25 protein-coding genes and 4 pseudogenes are annotated in these 19,248 nt (G+C 65.0%); 23 read left to right on the plus strand and 6 right to left on the minus strand.

Annotation, left to right across the window (positions count from 1 at the left end; translation table 11 throughout):
* Window positions 1-45: 45 nt before the first annotated feature.
* Window positions 46-1,473 (minus strand): NAD-dependent succinate-semialdehyde dehydrogenase, encoded by a 1,428-nt coding sequence (locus AD428_RS04235; protein ID WP_053244284.1) that lies wholly within the window; start codon window positions 1,471-1,473, stop codon window positions 46-48.
* 203 nt (window positions 1,474-1,676) lie between these two features.
* On the opposite strand from AD428_RS04235, the gene AD428_RS04240 reads away from it, so the two are divergent.
* The 19 genes from AD428_RS04240 (at window position 1,677) to rplQ (ending at window position 11,863) form a co-directional block, all read left to right on the plus strand.
* A complete protein-coding gene (locus tag AD428_RS04240) occupies window positions 1,677-2,432 on the plus strand; it encodes an aspartyl/asparaginyl beta-hydroxylase domain-containing protein (RefSeq protein WP_053244285.1) in 756 nt (251 codons plus the stop codon).
* Between the two features lie 370 nt (window positions 2,433-2,802).
* Window positions 2,803-3,171, plus strand: a complete 369-nt coding sequence (gene rplN / locus AD428_RS04245) for a 50S ribosomal protein L14 (protein WP_006216531.1) — start codon at window positions 2,803-2,805, stop codon at window positions 3,169-3,171.
* Between the two features lie 10 nt (window positions 3,172-3,181).
* Window positions 3,182-3,502, plus strand: coding sequence for a 50S ribosomal protein L24 (gene rplX / locus AD428_RS04250; protein WP_053244286.1), 321 nt, complete (start codon window positions 3,182-3,184; stop codon window positions 3,500-3,502).
* A gap of 12 nt (window positions 3,503-3,514) precedes the next feature.
* Window positions 3,515-4,054: a 50S ribosomal protein L5 gene (rplE, locus tag AD428_RS04255; protein WP_053244287.1), complete on the plus strand. Its 540-nt coding sequence runs from the start codon at window positions 3,515-3,517 to the stop codon at window positions 4,052-4,054.
* A gap of 12 nt (window positions 4,055-4,066) precedes the next feature.
* Window positions 4,067-4,372: a 30S ribosomal protein S14 gene (gene rpsN / locus AD428_RS04260; RefSeq protein ID WP_006216527.1), complete on the plus strand. Its 306-nt coding sequence runs from the start codon at window positions 4,067-4,069 to the stop codon at window positions 4,370-4,372.
* Between the two features lie 11 nt (window positions 4,373-4,383).
* Window positions 4,384-4,779, plus strand: coding sequence for a 30S ribosomal protein S8 (gene rpsH, locus AD428_RS04265; RefSeq protein WP_053244288.1), 396 nt, complete (start codon window positions 4,384-4,386; stop codon window positions 4,777-4,779).
* Window positions 4,780-4,791: 12 nt separating this feature from the next.
* Window positions 4,792-5,325 carry a 50S ribosomal protein L6 gene (gene rplF / locus AD428_RS04270; protein WP_053244289.1) on the plus strand — a complete coding sequence of 178 codons (534 nt, stop codon included), beginning with the start codon at window positions 4,792-4,794 and terminating at the stop codon, window positions 5,323-5,325.
* A 21-nt stretch (window positions 5,326-5,346) separates the two neighbouring features.
* Window positions 5,347-5,712 (plus strand): 50S ribosomal protein L18, encoded by a 366-nt coding sequence (gene rplR, locus AD428_RS04275; protein WP_053244290.1) that lies wholly within the window; start codon window positions 5,347-5,349, stop codon window positions 5,710-5,712.
* 15 nt (window positions 5,713-5,727) lie between these two features.
* On the plus strand, window positions 5,728-6,249 hold the full coding sequence (rpsE, locus tag AD428_RS04280; protein ID WP_053244291.1) for a 30S ribosomal protein S5: 522 nt from the start codon (window positions 5,728-5,730) through the stop codon (window positions 6,247-6,249).
* 3 nt (window positions 6,250-6,252) lie between these two features.
* Complete coding sequence (gene rpmD / locus AD428_RS04285; protein WP_053244292.1) at window positions 6,253-6,438, plus strand: 50S ribosomal protein L30; 186 nt, start codon at window positions 6,253-6,255, stop codon at window positions 6,436-6,438.
* A 9-nt stretch (window positions 6,439-6,447) separates the two neighbouring features.
* Window positions 6,448-6,888 (plus strand): 50S ribosomal protein L15, encoded by a 441-nt coding sequence (gene rplO, locus AD428_RS04290; protein ID WP_020925824.1) that lies wholly within the window; start codon window positions 6,448-6,450, stop codon window positions 6,886-6,888.
* Between the two features lie 14 nt (window positions 6,889-6,902).
* A complete protein-coding gene (gene secY, locus AD428_RS04295; RefSeq protein WP_053244293.1) occupies window positions 6,903-8,228 on the plus strand; it encodes a preprotein translocase subunit SecY in 1,326 nt (441 codons plus the stop codon).
* An 8-nt stretch (window positions 8,229-8,236) separates the two neighbouring features.
* Complete coding sequence (infA, locus tag AD428_RS04300; RefSeq protein WP_003806927.1) at window positions 8,237-8,455, plus strand: translation initiation factor IF-1; 219 nt, start codon at window positions 8,237-8,239, stop codon at window positions 8,453-8,455.
* Window positions 8,456-8,490: 35 nt separating this feature from the next.
* Window positions 8,491-8,604, plus strand: a complete 114-nt coding sequence (gene rpmJ / locus AD428_RS24360) for a 50S ribosomal protein L36 (RefSeq protein ID WP_003806928.1) — start codon at window positions 8,491-8,493, stop codon at window positions 8,602-8,604.
* 43 nt (window positions 8,605-8,647) lie between these two features.
* Window positions 8,648-9,013 carry a 30S ribosomal protein S13 gene (gene rpsM / locus AD428_RS04305; RefSeq protein WP_006389632.1) on the plus strand — a complete coding sequence of 122 codons (366 nt, stop codon included), beginning with the start codon at window positions 8,648-8,650 and terminating at the stop codon, window positions 9,011-9,013.
* A gap of 15 nt (window positions 9,014-9,028) precedes the next feature.
* Entirely contained in the window at window positions 9,029-9,430 is a 402-nt protein-coding gene (gene rpsK / locus AD428_RS04310) for a 30S ribosomal protein S11 (RefSeq protein WP_006216516.1), read from the plus strand.
* An 11-nt stretch (window positions 9,431-9,441) separates the two neighbouring features.
* Window positions 9,442-10,065 (plus strand): 30S ribosomal protein S4, encoded by a 624-nt coding sequence (gene rpsD, locus AD428_RS04315; protein ID WP_053244294.1) that lies wholly within the window; start codon window positions 9,442-9,444, stop codon window positions 10,063-10,065.
* A gap of 238 nt (window positions 10,066-10,303) precedes the next feature.
* Window positions 10,304-11,290 (plus strand): DNA-directed RNA polymerase subunit alpha, encoded by a 987-nt coding sequence (locus AD428_RS04320; RefSeq protein ID WP_053244295.1) that lies wholly within the window; start codon window positions 10,304-10,306, stop codon window positions 11,288-11,290.
* 177 nt (window positions 11,291-11,467) lie between these two features.
* Window positions 11,468-11,863: a 50S ribosomal protein L17 gene (gene rplQ / locus AD428_RS04325; RefSeq protein ID WP_053244296.1), complete on the plus strand. Its 396-nt coding sequence runs from the start codon at window positions 11,468-11,470 to the stop codon at window positions 11,861-11,863.
* Window positions 11,864-11,975: 112 nt separating this feature from the next.
* On the opposite strand, the gene AD428_RS04330 is transcribed toward rplQ, so the two are convergent.
* Entirely contained in the window at window positions 11,976-12,413 is a 438-nt protein-coding gene (locus AD428_RS04330; protein WP_053244297.1) for an HIT family protein, read from the minus strand.
* Between the two features lie 112 nt (window positions 12,414-12,525).
* Between AD428_RS04330 and cutA the strand changes: the two genes are divergently transcribed.
* Window positions 12,526-12,873 (plus strand): divalent-cation tolerance protein CutA, encoded by a 348-nt coding sequence (gene cutA, locus AD428_RS04335; protein WP_053244298.1) that lies wholly within the window; start codon window positions 12,526-12,528, stop codon window positions 12,871-12,873.
* A 47-nt stretch (window positions 12,874-12,920) separates the two neighbouring features.
* Window positions 12,921-14,225, plus strand: a pseudogene (gene dsbD / locus AD428_RS04340) (protein-disulfide reductase DsbD); the annotation flags it as partial.
* A 335-nt stretch (window positions 14,226-14,560) separates the two neighbouring features.
* On the opposite strand, the pseudogene AD428_RS28750 reads toward dsbD, so the two are convergent.
* The 4 genes and pseudogenes from AD428_RS28750 to AD428_RS04360 form a co-directional block, all read right to left on the minus strand.
* Window positions 14,561-14,716, minus strand: a pseudogene (locus tag AD428_RS28750) (ABC transporter ATP-binding protein); the annotation flags it as partial.
* An 18-nt stretch (window positions 14,717-14,734) separates the two neighbouring features.
* A pseudogene (locus tag AD428_RS24365) lies at window positions 14,735-15,030 on the minus strand (DNA-methyltransferase); the annotation flags it as partial.
* Window positions 15,008-16,489 (minus strand): annotated as a pseudogene (locus AD428_RS04355) (cytochrome c biogenesis protein ResB); the annotation flags it as partial. The pseudogenes AD428_RS24365 and AD428_RS04355, both read right to left, overlap by 23 nt.
* 117 nt (window positions 16,490-16,606) lie before the next feature.
* The gene (locus AD428_RS04360; protein WP_152967980.1) at window positions 16,607-17,308 is read right to left on the minus strand and encodes a c-type cytochrome; all 702 of its coding nucleotides are present in this window, start codon (window positions 17,306-17,308) and stop codon (window positions 16,607-16,609) included.
* Window positions 17,309-17,547: 239 nt separating this feature from the next.
* Between AD428_RS04360 and yihA the strand changes: the two genes are divergently transcribed.
* Together yihA and hemB are read left to right on the plus strand one after the other, a co-directional pair.
* Complete coding sequence (gene yihA / locus AD428_RS04365) at window positions 17,548-18,171, plus strand: ribosome biogenesis GTP-binding protein YihA/YsxC (RefSeq protein ID WP_053244300.1); 624 nt, start codon at window positions 17,548-17,550, stop codon at window positions 18,169-18,171.
* Window positions 18,168-19,184, plus strand: coding sequence for a porphobilinogen synthase (hemB, locus tag AD428_RS04370; RefSeq protein ID WP_053244301.1), 1,017 nt, complete (start codon window positions 18,168-18,170; stop codon window positions 19,182-19,184). The genes yihA and hemB overlap by 4 nt, the downstream gene beginning before the upstream one ends.
* Window positions 19,185-19,248: the final 64 nt, after the last annotated feature.

Raw genomic sequence — 19,248 nt, forward strand, 5'->3', positions numbered from 1 at the left:
CCCGGACGGCGACGTCCGGGGCCCGGGTATTGCGCTGCGGCAGGGTCAGATGTGCGTGATGAATTTCGTGACCAGGTAGCCGTCGAAGGTTTCGAGGCCGCCTTCGCTGCCGATGCCGCTGTCCTTGATGCCGCCGAACGGCGTCTCGGCCAGGGCGCTGCCGAAGTGGTTGATGTTCACCATGCCGGCTTCCAGGCCGTTGGACACCTTGGTGGCCGTCTGCAGCGAATTGGTGAACACGTATGACGAGAGGCCGAAGGGCAGGCTGTTGGCCCGCTTGAGGACTTCTTCGGTGTCGGTGAAGCGCACGACCGGCGCGACCGGGCCGAACGGCTCTTCCGTCATCAGCATGGAGTTGTCGGGCAGGTCGGTGATGACGGTGGGCGCGAAGAAGAAGCCCTTGCGGTCCAGCGGCCCGCCGCCCAGCACGACCTTGCCGCCGTGCTTCGCGGCGTCGTCCACGAAGGTGGTCATGGCCGGCACGCGGCGCTCGTGCGCCAGCGGGCCCATTTCGGTGCCCTGTTCGAGGCCGTCGCCCACCTTGATGTTCTTGAGCACTTCGGTGAAGCGGGCCAGGAACTGCTCGTAGGCGCCGTTCTGCACGTAGAAGCGGGTGGGCGAGACGCACACCTGGCCGGCGTTGCGGATCTTGAACTTGGCCAGCATCTGGGCCGCGCGGTCGATGTCGGCGTCGTCGAACACCAGTACCGGCGAGTGGCCGCCCAGCTCCATGGTGACGCGCTTCATGTGTGCGCCGGCCAGCGCCGCCAGCTGCTTGCCCACCGGCACCGAGCCGGTGAACGACACCTTGCGCACGATGGGCGAACGGATCAGGTAGTCGGAGATCTTGGCGGGCTCGCCCCAGACGATGTTCAGGCAGCCTTTGGGCAGGCCGGCCTCGTGGAACATGCGGGCGATGGCCATGACGGCGGATGGCGAATCTTCGGGACCCTTCAGCACGACCGTGCAACCGGCGCCCAGCGCCGCCGCGATCTTGCGGATGGCCTGGTTGTACGGGAAGTTCCAGGGCGTGAACGCCGCGCACACGCCGATGGGCTCGCGCACCACGATCTGGCGCACGTCGGGGTTGCGGGGCGGGATGACGCGCCCGTAGATGCGGCGGCATTCCTCGGCGTGCCAGTCGGCGTGCTCGGAGCACGAGGCGACTTCGCCCACGGCCTCGGCCAGGGGCTTGCCCTGGTCCAGCGTCATGTTGCGGCCGATTTCCTGGGCGCGCTCGCGCGAAAGCTGGCCTACCTTGCGCAGGATGGCCGAGCGTTCCATGGGAGAGGTTTTCTTCCAGGATTCGAAGGCGCGCTGGGCGGCCGCCAGGGCGCGGTCCAGATCGGCTTCGGTTGCGTGAGGCAGCTGGCCCAGCACTTCGAGCGTGGCCGGGTTGATGACGTCCTGGGTGCGCCTGCCCTCGCCGGCGATGAATTCGCCGTCGATATACAGCGCCAACTGTTCATACATGCCTGTCTTTCCTTGCGAAATAGGGGTTGGATAGCAAAGGTCGCGAACGCGTCGCCCACGCCAGTCTAAACCAGGTTGTATGACGAGGGGAGATCCATTGCGCGCCGCGAGCCTGGGGCCAATGCGGGGGCCGGAGCCTTGCGCGGCCGGGCGGTGGCCGACACAATGTAGCGCGTCGCCCCGTTTTCGGACCTTGAAGCGCTGTGCAACCCATAGACCAGAATCCGCCCGTCAAGCCCAGCCTGTACAGCAGAATCGTCTTTCGTTTCATCGATTGGTTGCACCACCGGATCGCGCAGGCATCCCTGGTCGGCGATCGTCCTATTTTCGATAACAACCAGTTTCCCTGGGTCCGGGACCTGGAGGCGCAGGCGCCCGCCATCCGGGCCGAACTCGACAGCCTGCTGGCCGAGCGCCAGAACCTTCCCTCCTTTCACGAGATCTCGCCCGACGTGGGCATGATCACGTCGGACGACCAATGGAAGACCTTCGTCTTCCTGGGCTACGGCCTGCGTTCCGAGCGCAACCTGGCGCGTTGCCCCGCCACGGCGCGGGCGCTGCGCCGCATTCCGGGGGTGCGCACCGCGTTCTTCTCCATCCTGGAGCCGGGCAAGCGCATTCCCCTGCATACCGGCCCATACAACGGCGTGCTGCGCCTGCACCTGGGGCTGGTGGTCCCGCAGCCGTCGGAGCGCTGCTGGATCGAGGTGGGCGGGCAGCGCTACAGCTGGAAGGAAAACGAGGCAGTGGTGTTCGACGACCTGTATCCGCACCAGGTCCACAACGACACCGACGGGCTGCGCGCGGTGCTGTTCGTGGATTTCGAGCGGCCGTGCCGGGCGCCGGTGCGCTGGCTGAACCGCCTGGTCCTGCTGGCCGCGCCCTTCACTGACGAAATCCGCCGCGGCAAAGCCAACCAGGCTGCCTGGGAGCGGCGTTACTACCAGCCCAAGAACTAGGGACGCATTGCGGGCACTGCCGGCTGTGGCGTATCTGCTTAATTTTTCAGCAAAAGCCCTTGCGTTTCATGGGCGGGCGGGATAGAATCAACAGCTTTCCCAGATTGTCGGTTGGGTATAAGGGCGTCTTTGCCGCGCAAAGCGTGGTGCAAAGGCAAACGAAGCCGATCGGCACGTTGGGGGAATACCCGCAGGATTTCAACCCAGGGTCGTTGCGTTGCCAACCCGCCGCAAGTTGCGCTGCCAAGCAGCCCAGCGCCGCGGCAAACAAGCAGGGCGGCTGACCTGACGGGACCAAAACTGGCAGGAATTGCAGTGTTCCCTTGGTGGGGAAAACCGTATTTCCAGTTAAGTTGGAACAGGAAAAATCATGATCCAAATGCAGACCACGCTGGACGTGGCCGATAACACTGGTGCGCGTCACGTCATGTGCATTAAGGTGCTCGGTGGCTCCAAGCGCCGTTATGCCGGTATCGGCGACATCATCAAGGTGAGCGTCAAAGATGCGGCCCCGCGCGGACGCGTCAAGAAAGGCGAAATCTACAATGCCGTGGTGGTTCGTACCGCCAAGGGCGTGCGCCGTAAGGACGGTTCGCTGATTCGTTTCGGCGGCAATGCCGCCGTGTTGCTCAACGCCAAGCTGGAGCCCATCGGCACCCGCATCTTCGGACCCGTGACGCGCGAACTGCGTACCGAGAAGTTCATGAAGATCGTGTCGCTGGCCCCGGAAGTGCTGTAAGGAGCCCACGATGCAGAACATTCGTAAAGGCGACGAAGTCATCGTCCTGACCGGCCGCGACAAGAAGCGTCGCGGCACCGTGCTGGCCCGCGTCGGCGCCGAGCACGTGCTGGTCGAAGGCGTCAACGTCGTCAAGAAGCACATGAAGGCCAATCCCATGGCCAACAACCCGGGTGGCATCGTCGAGAAGACCATGCCCATCCACGTGTCCAACGTGGCGCTCTTCAACCCCGCTACCGGTCGTGGCGACCGCGTCGGCGTCAAGGAAGTCGACGGCCGCAAGGTTCGCGTGTTCCGTTCCAATGGCGCCGTCGTCGGCGCCAAGGCGTAAGGGGCGAAAGACATGTCTCGTTTGCAAGATTTCTACAAGAACAAGGTCGTCGCCGACCTGCAGGCCAAGTTTGGCTACAAGAGCGTGATGGAAGTGCCGCGCATCACCAAGGTCACCCTGAACATGGGTGTCTCGGAAGCCGTGGCCGACAAGAAGGTCATCGAGCACGCCGTTTCCGACCTGACGAAGATCGCCGGTCAGAAACCCGTCGTGACCAAGACCCGCAAGGCCATCGCCGGGTTCAAGATCCGCGAAAACTACCCGATCGGCTGCATGGTCACCCTGCGTGGCGAACGCATGTACGAATTCCTGGATCGCCTGGTTGCGGTCGCGCTGCCGCGCGTGCGCGACTTCCGCGGTATCTCGGGTCGTGCGTTCGACGGCCGTGGCAACTACAACATCGGGGTGAAAGAGCAGATCATTTTCCCCGAAATCGAATACGACAAGATCGACGCGCTGCGTGGGCTGAACATCAGCATCACCACCACCGCGAAGACCGACGAAGAAGCCAAGGCGCTGCTGACCGCCTTCAGCTTCCCGTTCCGTAACTAAGGGGCTGATGACGTGGCTAAACTTTCCCTCATCAATCGCGACATCAAGCGCGCCAAGTTGGCCGACAAGTTCGCCGCCAAGCGCGCCGAACTGAAGGCGATCATCGACGACCAGTCGAAGACCGACGAAGAACGTTACCAGGCTCGGCTCAAGCTGCAACAGCTGCCGCGCAATGCCAACCCGACGCGTCAACGTAACCGTTGCGTGGTCACCGGCCGTCCGCGCGGTGTCTTCCGCAAGTTCGGCCTGACGCGCCACAAACTGCGTGAAATGGCGATGAAGGGCGAAATCCCCGGCATCACCAAGGCCAGCTGGTAGGAGAAAGAATTATGAGCATGAGCGATCCCATCGCCGATATGCTGACCCGCATTCGCAATGCGCAGCAAGTAGACAAAGCCACGGTGAGCATGCCCTCCTCGAAGCTGAAGGTGGCCATCGCCACCGTGCTGAAGGACGAAGGCTACATCGACGGTTTCGAGATCAAGGGCACCCAGGCCAAGCCTGAGCTCGAGATCGCCCTGAAGTACTACGCTGGCCGCCCGGTTATCGAGCGCATCGAACGCGTTTCGCGTCCCGGCCTGCGCATCTACAAGGGCCGTACCAGCATTCCCCAGGTCATGAACGGCCTGGGCGTGGCCATCGTATCGACCTCGCGCGGCGTGATGACCGACCGCAAGGCCCGCGCCAACGGCGTGGGCGGCGAAGTGCTGTGCTACGTGGCCTAAGGAGAAATTCGAATGTCACGTATCGCTAAATATCCGGTCGAACTGCCCAAGGGTGTCGAAGCCAGCATCCAGCAGGATCAGATCACCGTCAAGGGCCCGCTGGGCACCCTGACCCAAGCCCTGACCGGCGACGTCTCGATCGCGCTGGACAACGGCAAGCTGACGTTTGCCGCCGCCAACGAATCGCGCCACGCCAACGCCATGTCGGGTACCGTGCGCGCGCTGGTGGCCAACATGGTCACCGGCGTGAGCAAGGGCTTCGAGCGCAAGCTGACCCTGGTCGGCGTGGGTTACCGCGCCTCGGTCCAAGGCGATGCCGTTAAGCTGCAGCTCGGTTTCTCGCACGACGTCGTGCACAAGTTGCCGGCCGGCATCAAGGCCGAATGCCCCACCCAGACGGAAATCGTCATCAAGGGCTTCAACAAGCAAGTCGTCGGTCAGGTGGCCGCTGAAATCCGTGCGTACCGCGAACCCGAACCCTACAAGGGCAAGGGCGTGCGCTACGCGGACGAACGCGTCGTCATCAAAGAAACCAAGAAGAAATAACGGCGCACGCAAGGACGAATCATGGACAAAAAAGTTTCCCGTTTGCGTCGTGCGGTTCCGACCCGCCGGAAGATCAGCGAGCTGCGCGTTCATCGCCTCTCGATTTTCCGCTCGAACCAGCACATCTACGCCAACATCATTTCGCCGGAAGGCGATCGCGTTCTGGTCAGCGCCTCCACGGTGGAAGCCGAGGTGCGCGCCCAGCTGGCCGGCCAGTCCGGCCAGGGCGGCAACAAGGCCGCCGCGACGCTGGTGGGCAAGCGCGTTGCCGAGAAGGCCAAGGCCGCCGGCATCGAACTGGTTGCCTTCGATCGCTCGGGCTTTCGTTACCATGGCCGCGTGAAGGCGCTGGCCGATGCCGCGCGTGAAGCCGGCCTGAAGTTCTAAGCGAGGATCTGTCAAATGGCTAAAGTACAAGGCAAGAACGCCGCGGAAAAAGAGAACGATGACGGCCTGCGCGAGAAGATGATCGCGGTCAACCGCGTCAGCAAGGTCGTGAAGGGTGGTCGCACCATGAGCTTCGCCGCGCTGACCGTGGTCGGCGACGGCGACGGCCGCATCGGCATGGGCAAGGGCAAGGCGCGCGAAGTGCCGGTCTCGGTCCAGAAGGCGATGGAACAGGCCCGCCGCGGCATGTTCAAGGTTGCGCTCAAGAACGGCACGCTGCACCACACGGTGGTGGGCAAGCACGGCGCCTCCACGGTGCTGATCTCGCCGGCCGCTGAAGGTACCGGCGTGATCGCCGGCGGCCCGATGCGCGCCATTTTCGAAGTGATGGGTGTGCGCAACGTGGTGGCCAAGAGCCTCGGCTCGAGCAACCCGTACAACATGGTTCGCGCCACGTTGAACGGCCTGCGCGCCTCCCTGACCCCGGCGGAAGTTGCTGCCAAGCGCGGCAAGACCGTCGAAGAAATCCTGGGGTAAATCATGGCTCAGAAGCAGATCAAAGTGACCCTCGTGCGCTCCGTGATCGGTACCAAGCAATCGCACCGCGCCACTGTGCGCGGCCTGGGCTTGGGCCGTGTGAACAGCAGCCGCGTGCTGGTCGATACGCCCGAGGTGCGTGGGATGATCCGTAAGGTGGATTATCTCGTTTCCGTCTCGGAAGCCTAAGGAATCACCATGTCGGATATGCAACTCAATACGCTGAAGCCCGCCGAGGGCAGCAAGCACGCCAAGCGCCGCGTCGGCCGTGGCATCGGTTCGGGTCTGGGCAAGACCGCGGGCCGTGGCCACAAGGGCCAGAAGTCGCGTTCGGGCGGTTTCCATAAGGTTGGCTTCGAAGGCGGCCAGATGCCGCTGCAGCGTCGCCTGCCCAAGCGCGGCTTCACGCCGCTGGGCCAGCACCTGTACGCCGAAGTCCGTCTGTCGGACCTGCAAGCCGTGCCCGTCGACGAAATCGACGTGCAAGTGCTCAAGGCCGCTGGCGTGATTGGCCAGGCGGTTCGCTACGCCAAGGTCATCAAGTCGGGTGAACTCTCGCGCAAAGTGGTGCTGAAGGGCATCACGGCGACGGCCGGCGCGCGCGCCGCCATCGAAGCCGCGGGCGGCTCGCTCGCTTGATCACGAGGTGACGAGTGGCTAACGCACAGGCATTGGGCAAATCCGGGGCACGGTACGGCGATCTGAAGCGCCGCCTCGTGTTCCTGGTGCTCGCCCTGGTGGTTTACCGTTTGGGTACTCATATTCCCGTACCGGGTATCAACCCAGATGCGCTGGCGGACCTGTTCCGCCAGAACCAGGGCGGAATCCTCGGCCTGTTCAACATGTTCTCGGGCGGGGCGCTCTCGCGCTTCTCGATCTTTGCCCTGGGGATCATGCCGTACATTTCGGCATCCATCATCATGCAGCTGATGTCGGTGGTGGTGCCTTCGCTGGAATCGCTCAAGAAAGAGGGCGAGGCCGGCCGGCGCAAGATTACCCAATACACCCGCTACGGCACCGTGGTGCTGGCGCTGGTGCAGGCCGTGGGCATTTCGGTTGCGCTTGAGTCCCAGCAGGGACTGGTGATCGATCCGGGCATGCTGTTCCGCTTCACGACCGTCGTGACCCTGGTCACCGGCACCATGTTCGTCATGTGGCTGGGCGAGCAGATCACGGAGCGCGGTCTGGGCAACGGGATCTCCATCCTGATCTTCGCGGGTATCGTCGCGGGCCTGCCCGCGGCGCTGGCTGCGCTGCTGGATCTGGTGCGCACCAACGCGATGTCCGTGCTGTCGGCACTGTTCATCGTGGCTCTGGTGGTGCTGGTTACCGCTTTTGTGGTGTTCGTGGAACGCGGACAGCGCAAGATCACGGTGAACTACGCCAAGCGCCAGGTCGGCAACAAGATCTACGGTGGCCAGAGCTCGCACCTGCCGCTGAAGCTGAACATGGCCGGGGTGATTCCGCCGATCTTCGCGTCGTCGATCATCCTGTTCCCGGCCACGGTCACGAGCTGGTTCTCCAGCGGCGAGAGCATGCGCTGGCTGAGCGACCTGGCCGCGGCCCTGTCGCCTCGTCAACCGCTCTACATCACGCTGTATTCGGTCGCGATCATCTTCTTCTGCTTTTTCTACACGGCTCTGGTGTTCAACAGCCGCGAAACCGCAGACAACCTGAAGAAGAGCGGGGCGTTCGTTCCGGGCATCCGCCCGGGCGAGCAGACCGCGCGCTACATCGACAAGATCCTGATGCGTTTGACGCTCGCGGGCGCCATCTACATCACGCTGGTGTGCCTGCTGCCGGAATTCTTGGTGATGCGCTGGAACGTTCCGTTCTACTTCGGTGGCACGTCTCTGTTGATTATTGTGGTGGTGACGATGGATTTCATGGCGCAGGTCCAGGCCTACATGATGTCTCACCAGTATGACTCGCTGCTCAAGAAGGCGAACTTCAAGGGCGCGGGTTTGCCGATGCGGTAAGCAAAAGAATGTCCAAGGACGACGTCATTCAGATGCAAGGCGAGGTTCTGGAGAACCTCCCCAACGCGACATTTCGCGTCAAGCTCGAAAACGGCCACGTGGTGTTGGGCCATATTTCCGGCAAGATGCGTATGCATTACATCCGGATCCTGCCGGGTGACAAGGTCACAGTGGAGCTCACGCCCTATGACCTGACGCGAGCGAGGATTGTGTTCCGCTCCAAGTGAGTGGAAACCGGATTACGGAAAATTAGGAGTCAACCATGAAAGTAATGGCATCGGTTAAGCGGATCTGCCGCAACTGCAAAGTTATCAAACGTCACGGCGTGGTGCGCGTCATCTGCACCGACCCGCGTCACAAGCAGCGTCAAGGCTAACCCGGGTTAGCGACTACGCAACGGATTTATTCAAGGAACAGTCATGGCCCGTATTGCTGGCATTAACATTCCGCCGCATCAGCACGCCGAGATCGGCCTGACCGCCATTTTTGGCATCGGTCGTACGCGCGCTCGCAAGATCTGCGAAGCGGCAAACGTACCCTTTGACAAGAAGGTCAAGGATCTGAGCGACGCTGAACTGGAACGCGTCCGCGAACATGTCGGTGTGTTCACGGTCGAAGGCGATCTTCGTCGTGAAGTGCAGCTCTCGATCAAGCGTTTGATCGACCTGGGAACCTACCGCGGCATGCGTCACAAGCGCGGTCTGCCCGTGCGCGGCCAGCGTACCCGCACCAACGCCCGCACCCGCAAGGGCCCGCGTCGTGCTGCTGCGTCCCTGAAGAAATAATCGAGGAACTGGATTATGGCGAAAGCTTCCACCAGCGGCGCTTCGCGCGTGCGCAAAAAGGTCAAGAAGAACGTCTCGGACGGCATCGCGCACGTTCACGCTTCGTTCAACAACACCATCATCACCATCACCGACCGTCAAGGCAACGCCCTGTCGTGGGCCACGTCGGGCGGTGCTGGCTTCAAGGGTTCGCGCAAGTCGACCCCGTTCGCCGCGCAGGTCGCCGCTGAAACGGCCGGCCGCGTTGCGCTCGAGTACGGCATCAAGACGCTGGAAGTGCGCATCAAGGGCCCCGGCCCCGGCCGCGAATCGTCGGTGCGCGCCCTGAATGCCCTCGGCATCAAGATCTCGAGCATTGCCGACATCACGCCGGTGCCGCACAACGGCTGCCGTCCGCCGAAGCGTCGTCGTATCTAAAGGGAATCCACATGGCACGTTATATTGGACCCAAATGCAAGCTCTCGCGCCGCGAGGGCACCGACCTGTTCCTGAAGAGCGCCCGCCGTTCGCTGGACTCCAAGTGCAAGCTGGATTCCAAGCCCGGCCAGCACGGCCGCACTTCGGGCGCCCGCACCTCCGACTACGGCCTGCAGCTGCGTGAAAAGCAGAAGCTTAAGCGTATGTACGGCGTGCTGGAAAAGCAGTTCCGCAAGTACTTCGCCGAAGCCGAGCGCCGTCGCGGCAACACCGGCGAGACCCTGATCCAGCTGCTGGAATCGCGCCTGGACAACGTCGTCTACCGCATGGGCTTCGGCTCCACGCGCGCCGAAGCCCGCCAGCTGGTGAGCCACCGCGCCATCGAGCTGAATGGCCACACCGCCGACATCGCCTCGATCCTGGTCAAGGCCGGCGACGTGATCTCGGTCCGCGAAAAGGCCAAGAAGCAGGCCCGCATCAAGGAATCGCTCGACCTGGCCGCCAGCATCGGCATCCCCCAATGGGTGGAAGTCGACGCGGCCAAGATGACCGGCACCTTCAAGTCGGCTCCCGACCGCGCTGACGTCGCCCGCGACATCAACGAATCGATGGTCGTCGAACTGTACTCGCGTTGATCGACGTGGAGCCGTCCCCGGCGGCGCGCCGCAAGGCGTTTTTCCGGGCGGCGGCTTCCGAGTCCGCATTTGCAAGTCCCGCAGCAGCCCGCTTCCGCGCCAGTACGGCGGAGCGGGCTTTGCGGTTCGTGGCGGCGGTGTTGCTCTCATGGCGCCGCGCGCCGCGCTTTTCCCGCTTTACCTGTCCATCAGCCTTATCGGTGTAACGAGCCGAGGGTATTGAAAAGGAACACAGTACATGTCCACTCAAGGTTTTCTGAAGCCGCGCTCCATTGAAGTCGAACCGATCGGCACGCACCATGCCAAGATCGTGATGGAGCCCTTCGAGCGTGGCTACGGCCATACGTTGGGCAACGCCCTGCGCCGCATCCTGCTGTCTTCGATGACCGGCTACGCGCCGACCGAAGTGCAGATGACCGGCGTGGTGCACGAGTATTCGACCATCCCGGGCGTGCGCGAAGATGTCGTGGACATCCTGCTGAACCTGAAGGGCGTGGTCTTCAAGCTGCACAACCGCGACGAAGTGACCCTGGTCCTGCGCAAGAGCGGCGCCGGCACCGTGCTGGCCAGCGACATCGAGCTGCCGCACGACGTCGAGATCATCAACCCCAACCACGCCATCTGCAACCTGACCGACGCCGGCAAGGTGGAAATGCAGATCAAGGTCGAGAAGGGCCGCGGCTACGTGCCGGGCAACGTGCGCGCGCTGTCGGAAGACCGCACCCACACTATCGGCCGCATCGTGCTGGACGCCTCGTTCAGCCCGGTCCGCCGCGTGAGCTACGCCGTGGAAAGCGCGCGCGTGGAACAGCGCACCGACCTGGACAAGCTGGTGCTGGACATCGAAACCAACGGCGTGATCTCGCCCGAGGAAGCGGTGCGCCAGTCGGCCCGCATCCTGATGGACCAGATCTCGGTCTTCGCCGCCCTGGAAGGCGCCGGCGACTCGTACGAAGCCCCGGTGCGCGGCACGCCGCAGATCGATCCGGTGCTGCTGCGCCCGGTCGACGACCTGGAGCTGACGGTGCGTTCGGCCAACTGCCTGAAGGCCGAGAACATCTACTACATCGGCGACCTGATCCAGCGTACCGAGAACGAGCTGCTCAAGACTCCGAACCTGGGCCGCAAGTCGCTCAACGAAATCAAGGAAGTGCTGGCCGCGCGCGGCCTGACCCTGGGCATGAAGCTGGAAAACTGGCCGCCCCTGGGCCTGGAGCGTCCGTAAGGCATGCGGGGGGCGCGTTCGCGCGCTTCCCGCCTTGCCGGGCGCGTGCCGCCCGGCAAGGCGAAACCGTCGTAAAATGCACCGTTTTTTCACCGGACCGCGGCCTTTTCCAGGCCGATAGAAGAGCCGGCAACCCGATGGCGGAAACGCCGTCCTTAGATTCAAAGGAAACTTATCATGCGTCACCGTAATGGCTTGCGCAAGCTCAACCGCACCAGCAGCCACCGTCTCGCCATGTTCCGCAACATGGCCGTTTCGCTGATTACCCACGAAGCGATCAAGACCACGCTGCCGAAGGCGAAGGAACTGCGCCGCGTCATCGAACCCCTGATCACGCTGGGCAAGGAGCCCACCGTTGCGAACAAGCGCCTGGCGTTTGCCCGCCTGCGCGACCGCGACGCCGTGGTGAAGCTGTTTGCCGAAATCGGTCCGCGCTATGCGAACCGCAACGGCGGCTACACCCGCGTGCTGAAGATGGGCTTCCGCCAGGGCGACAACGCTCCCATGGCTTTCATGGAGCTGGTCGACCGCCCGGAAGTCGATGAAGCCGCTGAGGACAGCGCCGCCGAGTAAGACTCGCAGCGAGATAAGCAAAAGGGCGGGCCTTCGGGCCCGCCTTTTTTTCGCCAGGCGGGCCGGGCGCTGCGCCGGACGGCGGCCGCCGCCATGGCCCGGGCGCGCGGGTTCAGGACGCGTGCAGTTCCTCGCGCAGCGCCTGGGCGGTGCGCGCAAGCGTCTCGGCGTCGGGCTGGGGCGGCATGGTGAACGTGAGGTCCTTCTGCACGATGTACTGGGTCGAGGTGACGTCCTGCGGATGGTGCATGGGGATCACGTGGGCGTGAGCATGGGCCACGTGGATGCCCGTGAAGGCAAAGCCCACGCGCTCGACCTGGTAGAGACGCTTCATGTGGCGCGCCAGCCGCTGTCCGAGATTGACGATGCGGCCCGCGAGGTCGGCGGGCATGTCCTCGAAATAGGGATAGTGCTGCTTGGGAATGATGAGCGCGTGGCCCGGGCGCACCGGGTGGATGTCGAGAAACGCCATGAGCCGGTCGTCTTCGTGGATCATGTGGACGTCCAGCTCGTGGCGTGCCATGCGGCAGAACAGACAGGTATCGGACATGCGGGCCTCGGCATGATGAAAGAAACGGCCTCGCCCGGCGGCGCAAGGCAGGGCGGCAATACCGATAAAATACTCCCAGTTACATCCTGCGCGGCCATATCCGGGAGGCGACATGTTGCGAGATGACGACGTTGTGCTGATGGTCAGCAATGCGCCCGACCTGCTTCTCGCCAAGCGCATCGCGCATGTGCTGGTCGAGGAAGGCCTGGCGGCGTGCGTGAACCTCGGCGCGCCCTGCCTGTCCATCTACGAGTGGAAGGGCACGGTGGAAGGGGCGGAGGAAATCCCCATGCACATCAAGACCACGCACGGACGCCATGCGGCGGCCGTGGCGCGGCTGGCGCAGATGCACCCTTACGAAGTGCCCGAGATCATCGTGCTGCCTGTCATCGGCGGCGCCGCGCCTTACCTGGATTGGGTGCGTGAACAAACGGCCGACAGGCCGCAACAGAGAGACTGATGCCGCAACCCGTTGGTATGCCCGGCGTTTCTGCCGGGATCGTCGCGATGGCCGCTCGCATCCGTTCCGGATTGCCCGCCGCGCTGGCGCTGTTGATGCTGCTGCTGGCCTGCGCCGCGCCGGTCCGCGCCGAGCAGGAGTTCCTGGAGCCCGACAAGGCCTTTGCGTTCAGCGCCTCGATGGCCGCCCCGGACGCGCTGGAGCTGCATTACCGCGTCGCGCCGGGGTATTACCTGTACCGCGAACGTTTCGGCATCACCATCAGCCCGGCGGGCGCGGCGCGGCTGGGAGAGCCGGCATATCCCCAGGGCGAGGTGAAATACGATCCCACGTTCGAGAAGGACATGGAGGTCTACCACCGGGACGTGGCGGTGCGCGTGCCGCTGATGCCGGGCGGCCAGGCGTTCACGCTGACCGTGACGAGCCAGGGCTGCGCCGACGCGGGCCTGTGCTATCCGCCGCAGGACCACAGCGTGCGGCTGACGCCGGCCGCCGGGGGCTACGCGCTGGCCGATGGCGCCGCGCCGGCCTCGGGCGCGGGCCCGGGCTGGGCGCGCTGGCGGAGGCGGGCGACACGGGGCTGGCCGCCGCGCTTGCGGGCATGGGCTGGGCCAAGACCGCTGGCGTGTTCCTGGTGCTGGGCGTGCTGCTGGCGTTCACGCCCTGCGTGCTGCCCATGATTCCCATTCTTTCCACCATCGTCGTGGGCGATGCGGCCGCGCGGCCCTCGCGCTGGCGCGGTTTCGGGCTGGCGGCCGCCTATGTGCTCGGAATGTCGGTGGTCTACACCGCCCTGGGCGTGGCGGCGGCCTGAGCGGCGCCGGGCTGGCCGCATGGCTGCAGACGCCCTGGATACTCGGCCTGTTCGCGGCGTTGCTGGCCATCCTGGCGCTGGCCATGTTCGACGCCTTCACGTTCCAGATGCCGGCCGCGGTGCAGGCCCGGCTTGCGCGGACGTCTTCGCGCATTCCCGGCGGGCGCCATACCGGCGCGCTGCTCATGGGCGCGCTGTCGGCGCTCATCGTGGGGCCTTGCGTGGCCGCTCCGCTGGCCGGGGCGCTGCTGTATATCTCGCAGACCGGCGACGTGGTGCTGGGGCGCGGCGGCGCTGTTCGCGCTGGCCTGGGGCATGGGGCGTGCCCCTCTTGCTCGTGGGGGCGTCGTCCGGCGCGCTGCTGCCCAGGGCCGGTCCGTGGATGGAGGGCGTAAAGCGCCTGTTCGGCATGCTGCTGCTGGCGACGGCGTGGTGGATGCTGATTCCGGTGGTGCCCGTGTGGGTGCAGATGTGCGGCTGGGCGTTCCTGGCCATCGTGGCCGCCGTGATGCTGCGCGCCTTCGATGCGCTGCCGGCGGCGGTTTCGAACACGCTGTGCGCGTTGCCGCGTCCCTTGAACACGTTCATCTTGCCCAGGAAGTCGGCCACGAACAGGTTGGCGGGGCGTTCGTACAGCGTGTCCGGCGAGCCCACCTGCTGCACGATGCCGTCGTTCATGATGGCCATGCGGTCGGCGATGGCCAGCGCCTCTTCCTGGTCGTGGGTGACGAAGATAGTGGTCAGGCCGAGCCGCTGCTGCAGCGCGCGGATTTCCTCGCGCACTTCGACGCGCAGCTTGGCGTCCAGGTTGGACAGCGGCTCGTCCAGCAGGAATACCTTGGGCTCGATGGCCAGGGCGCGCGCGATGGCCACGCGCTGCTGCTGGCCGCCCGAAAGCTGGCGCGGGTAGCGGTCGCGCAGCTCGGTCATGCGCACCATGTCGAGCACGCGGCGGATCTTGCCGTCGCGTTCCGCCCTGGGCACCTTGTGCATCTCCAGGCCGAACGCCACGTTCTCGGCCACGGTCATGTGCGGGAACAGGGCATNTCCTCCCACCGACGCACGATCACGTCCACGTACTTCGGGTCGAGTTCGATCAGTCGCGCAGAGCGGCCTGACTTCTCGGCAGCAATCAGCGTGGTTCCAGAGCCACCGAACGGGTCGAGCACCACGTTGCCCGGGCGGCTCGAATTGCGGATCGCCCGCTCGACCAGCTCGACCGGTTTCATGGTCGGATGCAGATCGTTCTTCTGCGGCTTCTTGATGCTCCAGACATCCCCCTGGTCGCGGTCACCACACCAGTGGCGTGTCGCCCCCTCGGGCCATCCGTAGAGGATCCTCGCGGCGCGCCGCCGGATCGGCCAGCGTGGCGCGCAGGCGCATGAACTCGGCCACGGAACCGTCGGCGTCGGCGGGTATGCGCAGGTAGCGGAAAGGCTCCGAGGCATTGTTGCGCACGCCGGCCAGGAACACCTGCGCGCCGTCCAGCTCCACGGGCAGCATGTAGTTCTGGAATTCGTGCGCCTGGCCCGCATCGTCGATCAGGCGGTACTCCACGCTGGGTCCCACGTTGCGCAGGTTTTCGTTCTTCTTGCCGGCCGCGCTGCCCGCCACGGAGGCCACGTGGTCGGCAAAGCTCTGGTTGCCGCCCTTGGGCGCGCCCCCGCTCAGGTCCTCCACGTTGATGGGACGCAGCCCGGTGATTTCCACGCGCATGCTGCGCTGGCCGGCGGCGGTGCTGGCCGTGACCTCGCTGGTCTTGCCCACCGCGCCATCCACGCTGAAGGTCTGGCCGCCGCTGCCCACCAGCGGATAACCCAGCAGCTTCACGGTGCTGCCGCCGTCGTCGAAGCTGGACTGGTACACCGTCATGCCCTTGTACCGCAGCGGCTCGTTTACCTCGATGGTCGACGCGAAGGTTTTGCCCGTCTCCGGATCCGTCACCTCCACCTCGCTGGCGAAACGGCTGGGCATGCCGGTGGAGTAGTAATCGACGACGAACTTCTTGAGCTTGAGCAGGAACGGCAGCGGCTGCACCAGCGCGCCGTCGCCCACCATGACCACGGCGCTGCTCACCTGGCTGTTTTCGGGCACCAGCACGCTGGCGCGGAAGCTGGGGTTGTTCACCGACAGCCGGCCGCTTTCGGGCACCTCGGAAATCAGCATGTTCTCCACGATGGGCCGCTTCCCGCCGAACATCACCTGCAGCCGCACGGGCAGCTCGCTGTCGAGCAGCCCGCCGATGCAGATGATGACCAGCGCCGAGTGGGCGAAGATGTAGCCCAGCCGGTTGGCGCTGCCCTTCTTGGCGGCGAGCATCACGCCGTTCTCGTCCCTGCGCTCGCGCACCGCGTAGCCCATGCGCGCCAGCAGGCCCTTGAGCCCGGCGACGGTTTCGGGCACCGTCCCCGGCACGCTGGTCTGCACGCGGTGCGGAAAAGCGCCCAGGCTGCTCGCGCGCACGTGCTCGCGAAACGACTTCGCGTCGCGCAGCATCTTGGGCGCATTGCGGATCAGGCACACCGAGGTGGACACCACCAGGAAGCCCATGATGAGCAGGAACCACCAGCTGTTGTAGACGTGCCAGATGGAGAACTTGTCGAACACTTCGTACCAGAACGGGCCGAACTGGTCGATGTAACTGCTGCTGGCGCGGTTTTGCGGCAATACCGTCCCGACCAGGCTGGCCAGGCAGATGAAGACGAGCAGGCTGACGGCAAAGCGCATCGACCCCAGCAGCTCGAAGAAATCGTGGGGCAGCGTGCGCAGGGAGAGGCGGGAAGATGTGTGGGTCGAATTCATGAAAAAAGGGGGGCCGCGCCATCGGCTTCCCCCCTCGTAGACAGCGCGCGGGCCCGGCGGGTTCCTTGCGCCCCGGTAAGTGGACGCGGCCCGGCCGCGCGCGTTGCGGACATGCGCCTAGCGCAGGCCGGCCGCGTAATCGGCCACGGCCTTGATGTCGGCGTCCGACATGCGATCGGCGATATCGTGCATGGGCGCGCTGTTGGCCCGGTCTCCGCTGCGGAACAGCTTGAGCTGCTCTTCGATATAGGCGGGGAACTGGCCCGCCAGGCGGGGATATTGGCCCGGAATGCCGGCGCCATTGGCAGAATGGCATGCCGCACAGGCGGGCACATTGCGTTCGGGCAAGCCGCCGCGCCAGATCTTTTGACCCAGGTCAACCAGCTTCTCGTAGCCGGCGGAGGCCGGCTCCTTCAGCGGCTGCTGGGCCAGGTACAGGGCAACGTTCTGGATGTCGGCGGGCGTGAGATTCTGCGCCATGGCCGTCATGGGAGTGGGATTGCCTTCCGGGCCGTTGCGCAGCGGCGTCTTGGCGCCCTGCTTGAGCTGGAAATCGGTGAGCTGCTTGGCCAGGTATTCGTGCGACTGGGCCGCAAGATTGGGATTGGCCGGAATGGTGCTGCTGCCCCCGGCGCCATGACAGGACGCACAGGCGACTATCCCGCGCGAAGCGTCTCCCTGCTCGAACAATTGACCGCCCTTGGCGGCATCCGGTTTGGCCGGGCCGGGCGGCGCGTCGGCGGCAAAACCGGGGGAAAGGGCAGCAGCGCCGAGCAACAGCCCGCTCGCTATCAACATCCGGGACAGCACACGCTTCATGTATACCTCGACGAACGCATCGATCAAGGCGCAAAAAGGCGCCCATGCCTGCCCGCACACCCTGGAAAGCCGTAACGAACCTGCTGCAGCTGCCTTGCCCGCAAGGCCGTCGGCGGGAGCCCTCCCGCAATCCAGGCGCTTGCCACGCGACAAAACAGACGGCTCCGCGCACGGGGACCACTGTTGCAAACGCCGGATTATACAATAGGGCTCGAAACCAACCGTATCCGAAGCCCTCCGTGTCCCTCCTGCACCGCGCCTCTTTCCTCACTTCCGCTGCCCGCCTGGACCAGCTTCCGGCCCCCGGCGCGCCGGAAGTCTGCTTCGTGGGCCGCTCCAACGCCGGCAAGTCCACGGCCATCAACGTGCTGTGCAACCAGCGCCGTCTCGCCTTCTCCAGCAAGACGCCGGGGCGCACGCGGCTGATCAACATGTTCAGCCTGCCCGACCCGCTCGACCCGCAGGCCGCGCTGGGCTACCTGGTCGACCTGCCGGGCTACGGCTACGCGTCCGTCGCGCGCGACGAAAAAGAAAAATGGGCCGACATCCTGGGCGGCTATCTGCGCGACCGCGCGTCGCTGGCCGGCGTGGTGCTGCTCATCGACATCCGCCGCGGCGTCACCGAGCTCGACCGCCGCCTGGCCAACTTCATCGCCCCCACCGGCCGCCCGGTGCTGGCCCTGCTCACCAAGGCCGACAAGCTGCCCTACGGCCAGCGCGTGCGCGCCATCTACGCCGTCCGCAAGGAACTCGCGGACATCGGCGCGCTGCACACCGTGCCGTTCTCGGCCACCGAGCGCATCGGCCTCGAAGAGGCCGCCAACCATATCGAGAACTGGATATCCCCGAAGGTCGTACCATGAACCCGCAGATCATCACTCCCGAATTCCCGGTTTCCCGCCCGCGCCGCCTGCGCCGCGACGCCTTCACCCGCCGGCTGGTGCGCGAGAATGCGCTCTCGGTGGACGATCTGATCTACCCCGTCTTCGTGGCCGAGGGTACGGGCCTGCGCCAGCCGGTGCCGTCGCTGCCCGGCGTGGTGCGCTACTCGCCCGACACCCTCATGGCGGTCGCCGAGGAATGCGTGTCGCTGGGCATTCCGGTACTGGCGCTGTTCCCCGCCATCGAGCCCTCGCTCAAGACGCCGGACGGCATCGAAGCCACCAACCCCGAGGGGCTGATCCCGCGCGTGGTCCGCGAACTCAAGCAGCGCTTTCCCGAGCTGGGCGTGCTGTGCGACGTGGCGCTGGACCCCTACACCAGCCACGGCCAGGACGGCGTCATCGACGACAACGGCTACGTGATCAACGAACCCACGGTCGAGATCCTGGTCAAGCAGGCCCTGGTGCAAGCGGCCGCCGGTGTGGACATGGTCGCCCCCAGCGACATGATGGACGGCCGCATCGGCGCGATCCGCCAGGCGCTCGAGGAAAACGGCCACATCCACACCCGCATCATGGCCTACTCCGCCAAGTACGCCAGCGCGTTCTACGGCCCCTTCCGCGATGCCGTCGGCTCCGCCGCCAACCTGGGCAAGTCCAACAAAATGGCCTACCAGATGGATCCGGGCAACCTCGACGAGGCGCTGCGCGAAGTGGCGGCCGACCTCCAGGAAGGCGCGGACATGGTCATGGTCAAGCCGGGCATGCCCTACCTGGACGTTCTGCGCCGCGTGAAAGACGCTTTCCGCGTGCCCACCTTCGCCTACCAGGTCAGCGGCGAATACGCCATGATCAAGGCCGCCGCCGCCAACGGCTGGCTGGACCATGACAAGGTCATGATGGAAGCGCTGCTCGCCTTCAAGCGCGCGGGCGCGGACGGCATCCTCACCTATTTCGCCATCGAGGCCGCCAAGCTGTTGAAGCAGCCGCGCTGAGATACTGAGGCGCCGAGCCGCGGCGGCGCGCCAGACCCGAGCCAGACCGGCGTCCGGCGCGCCG

The sequence above is a fragment of the Achromobacter sp. DMS1 genome, assembly GCF_001270295.1.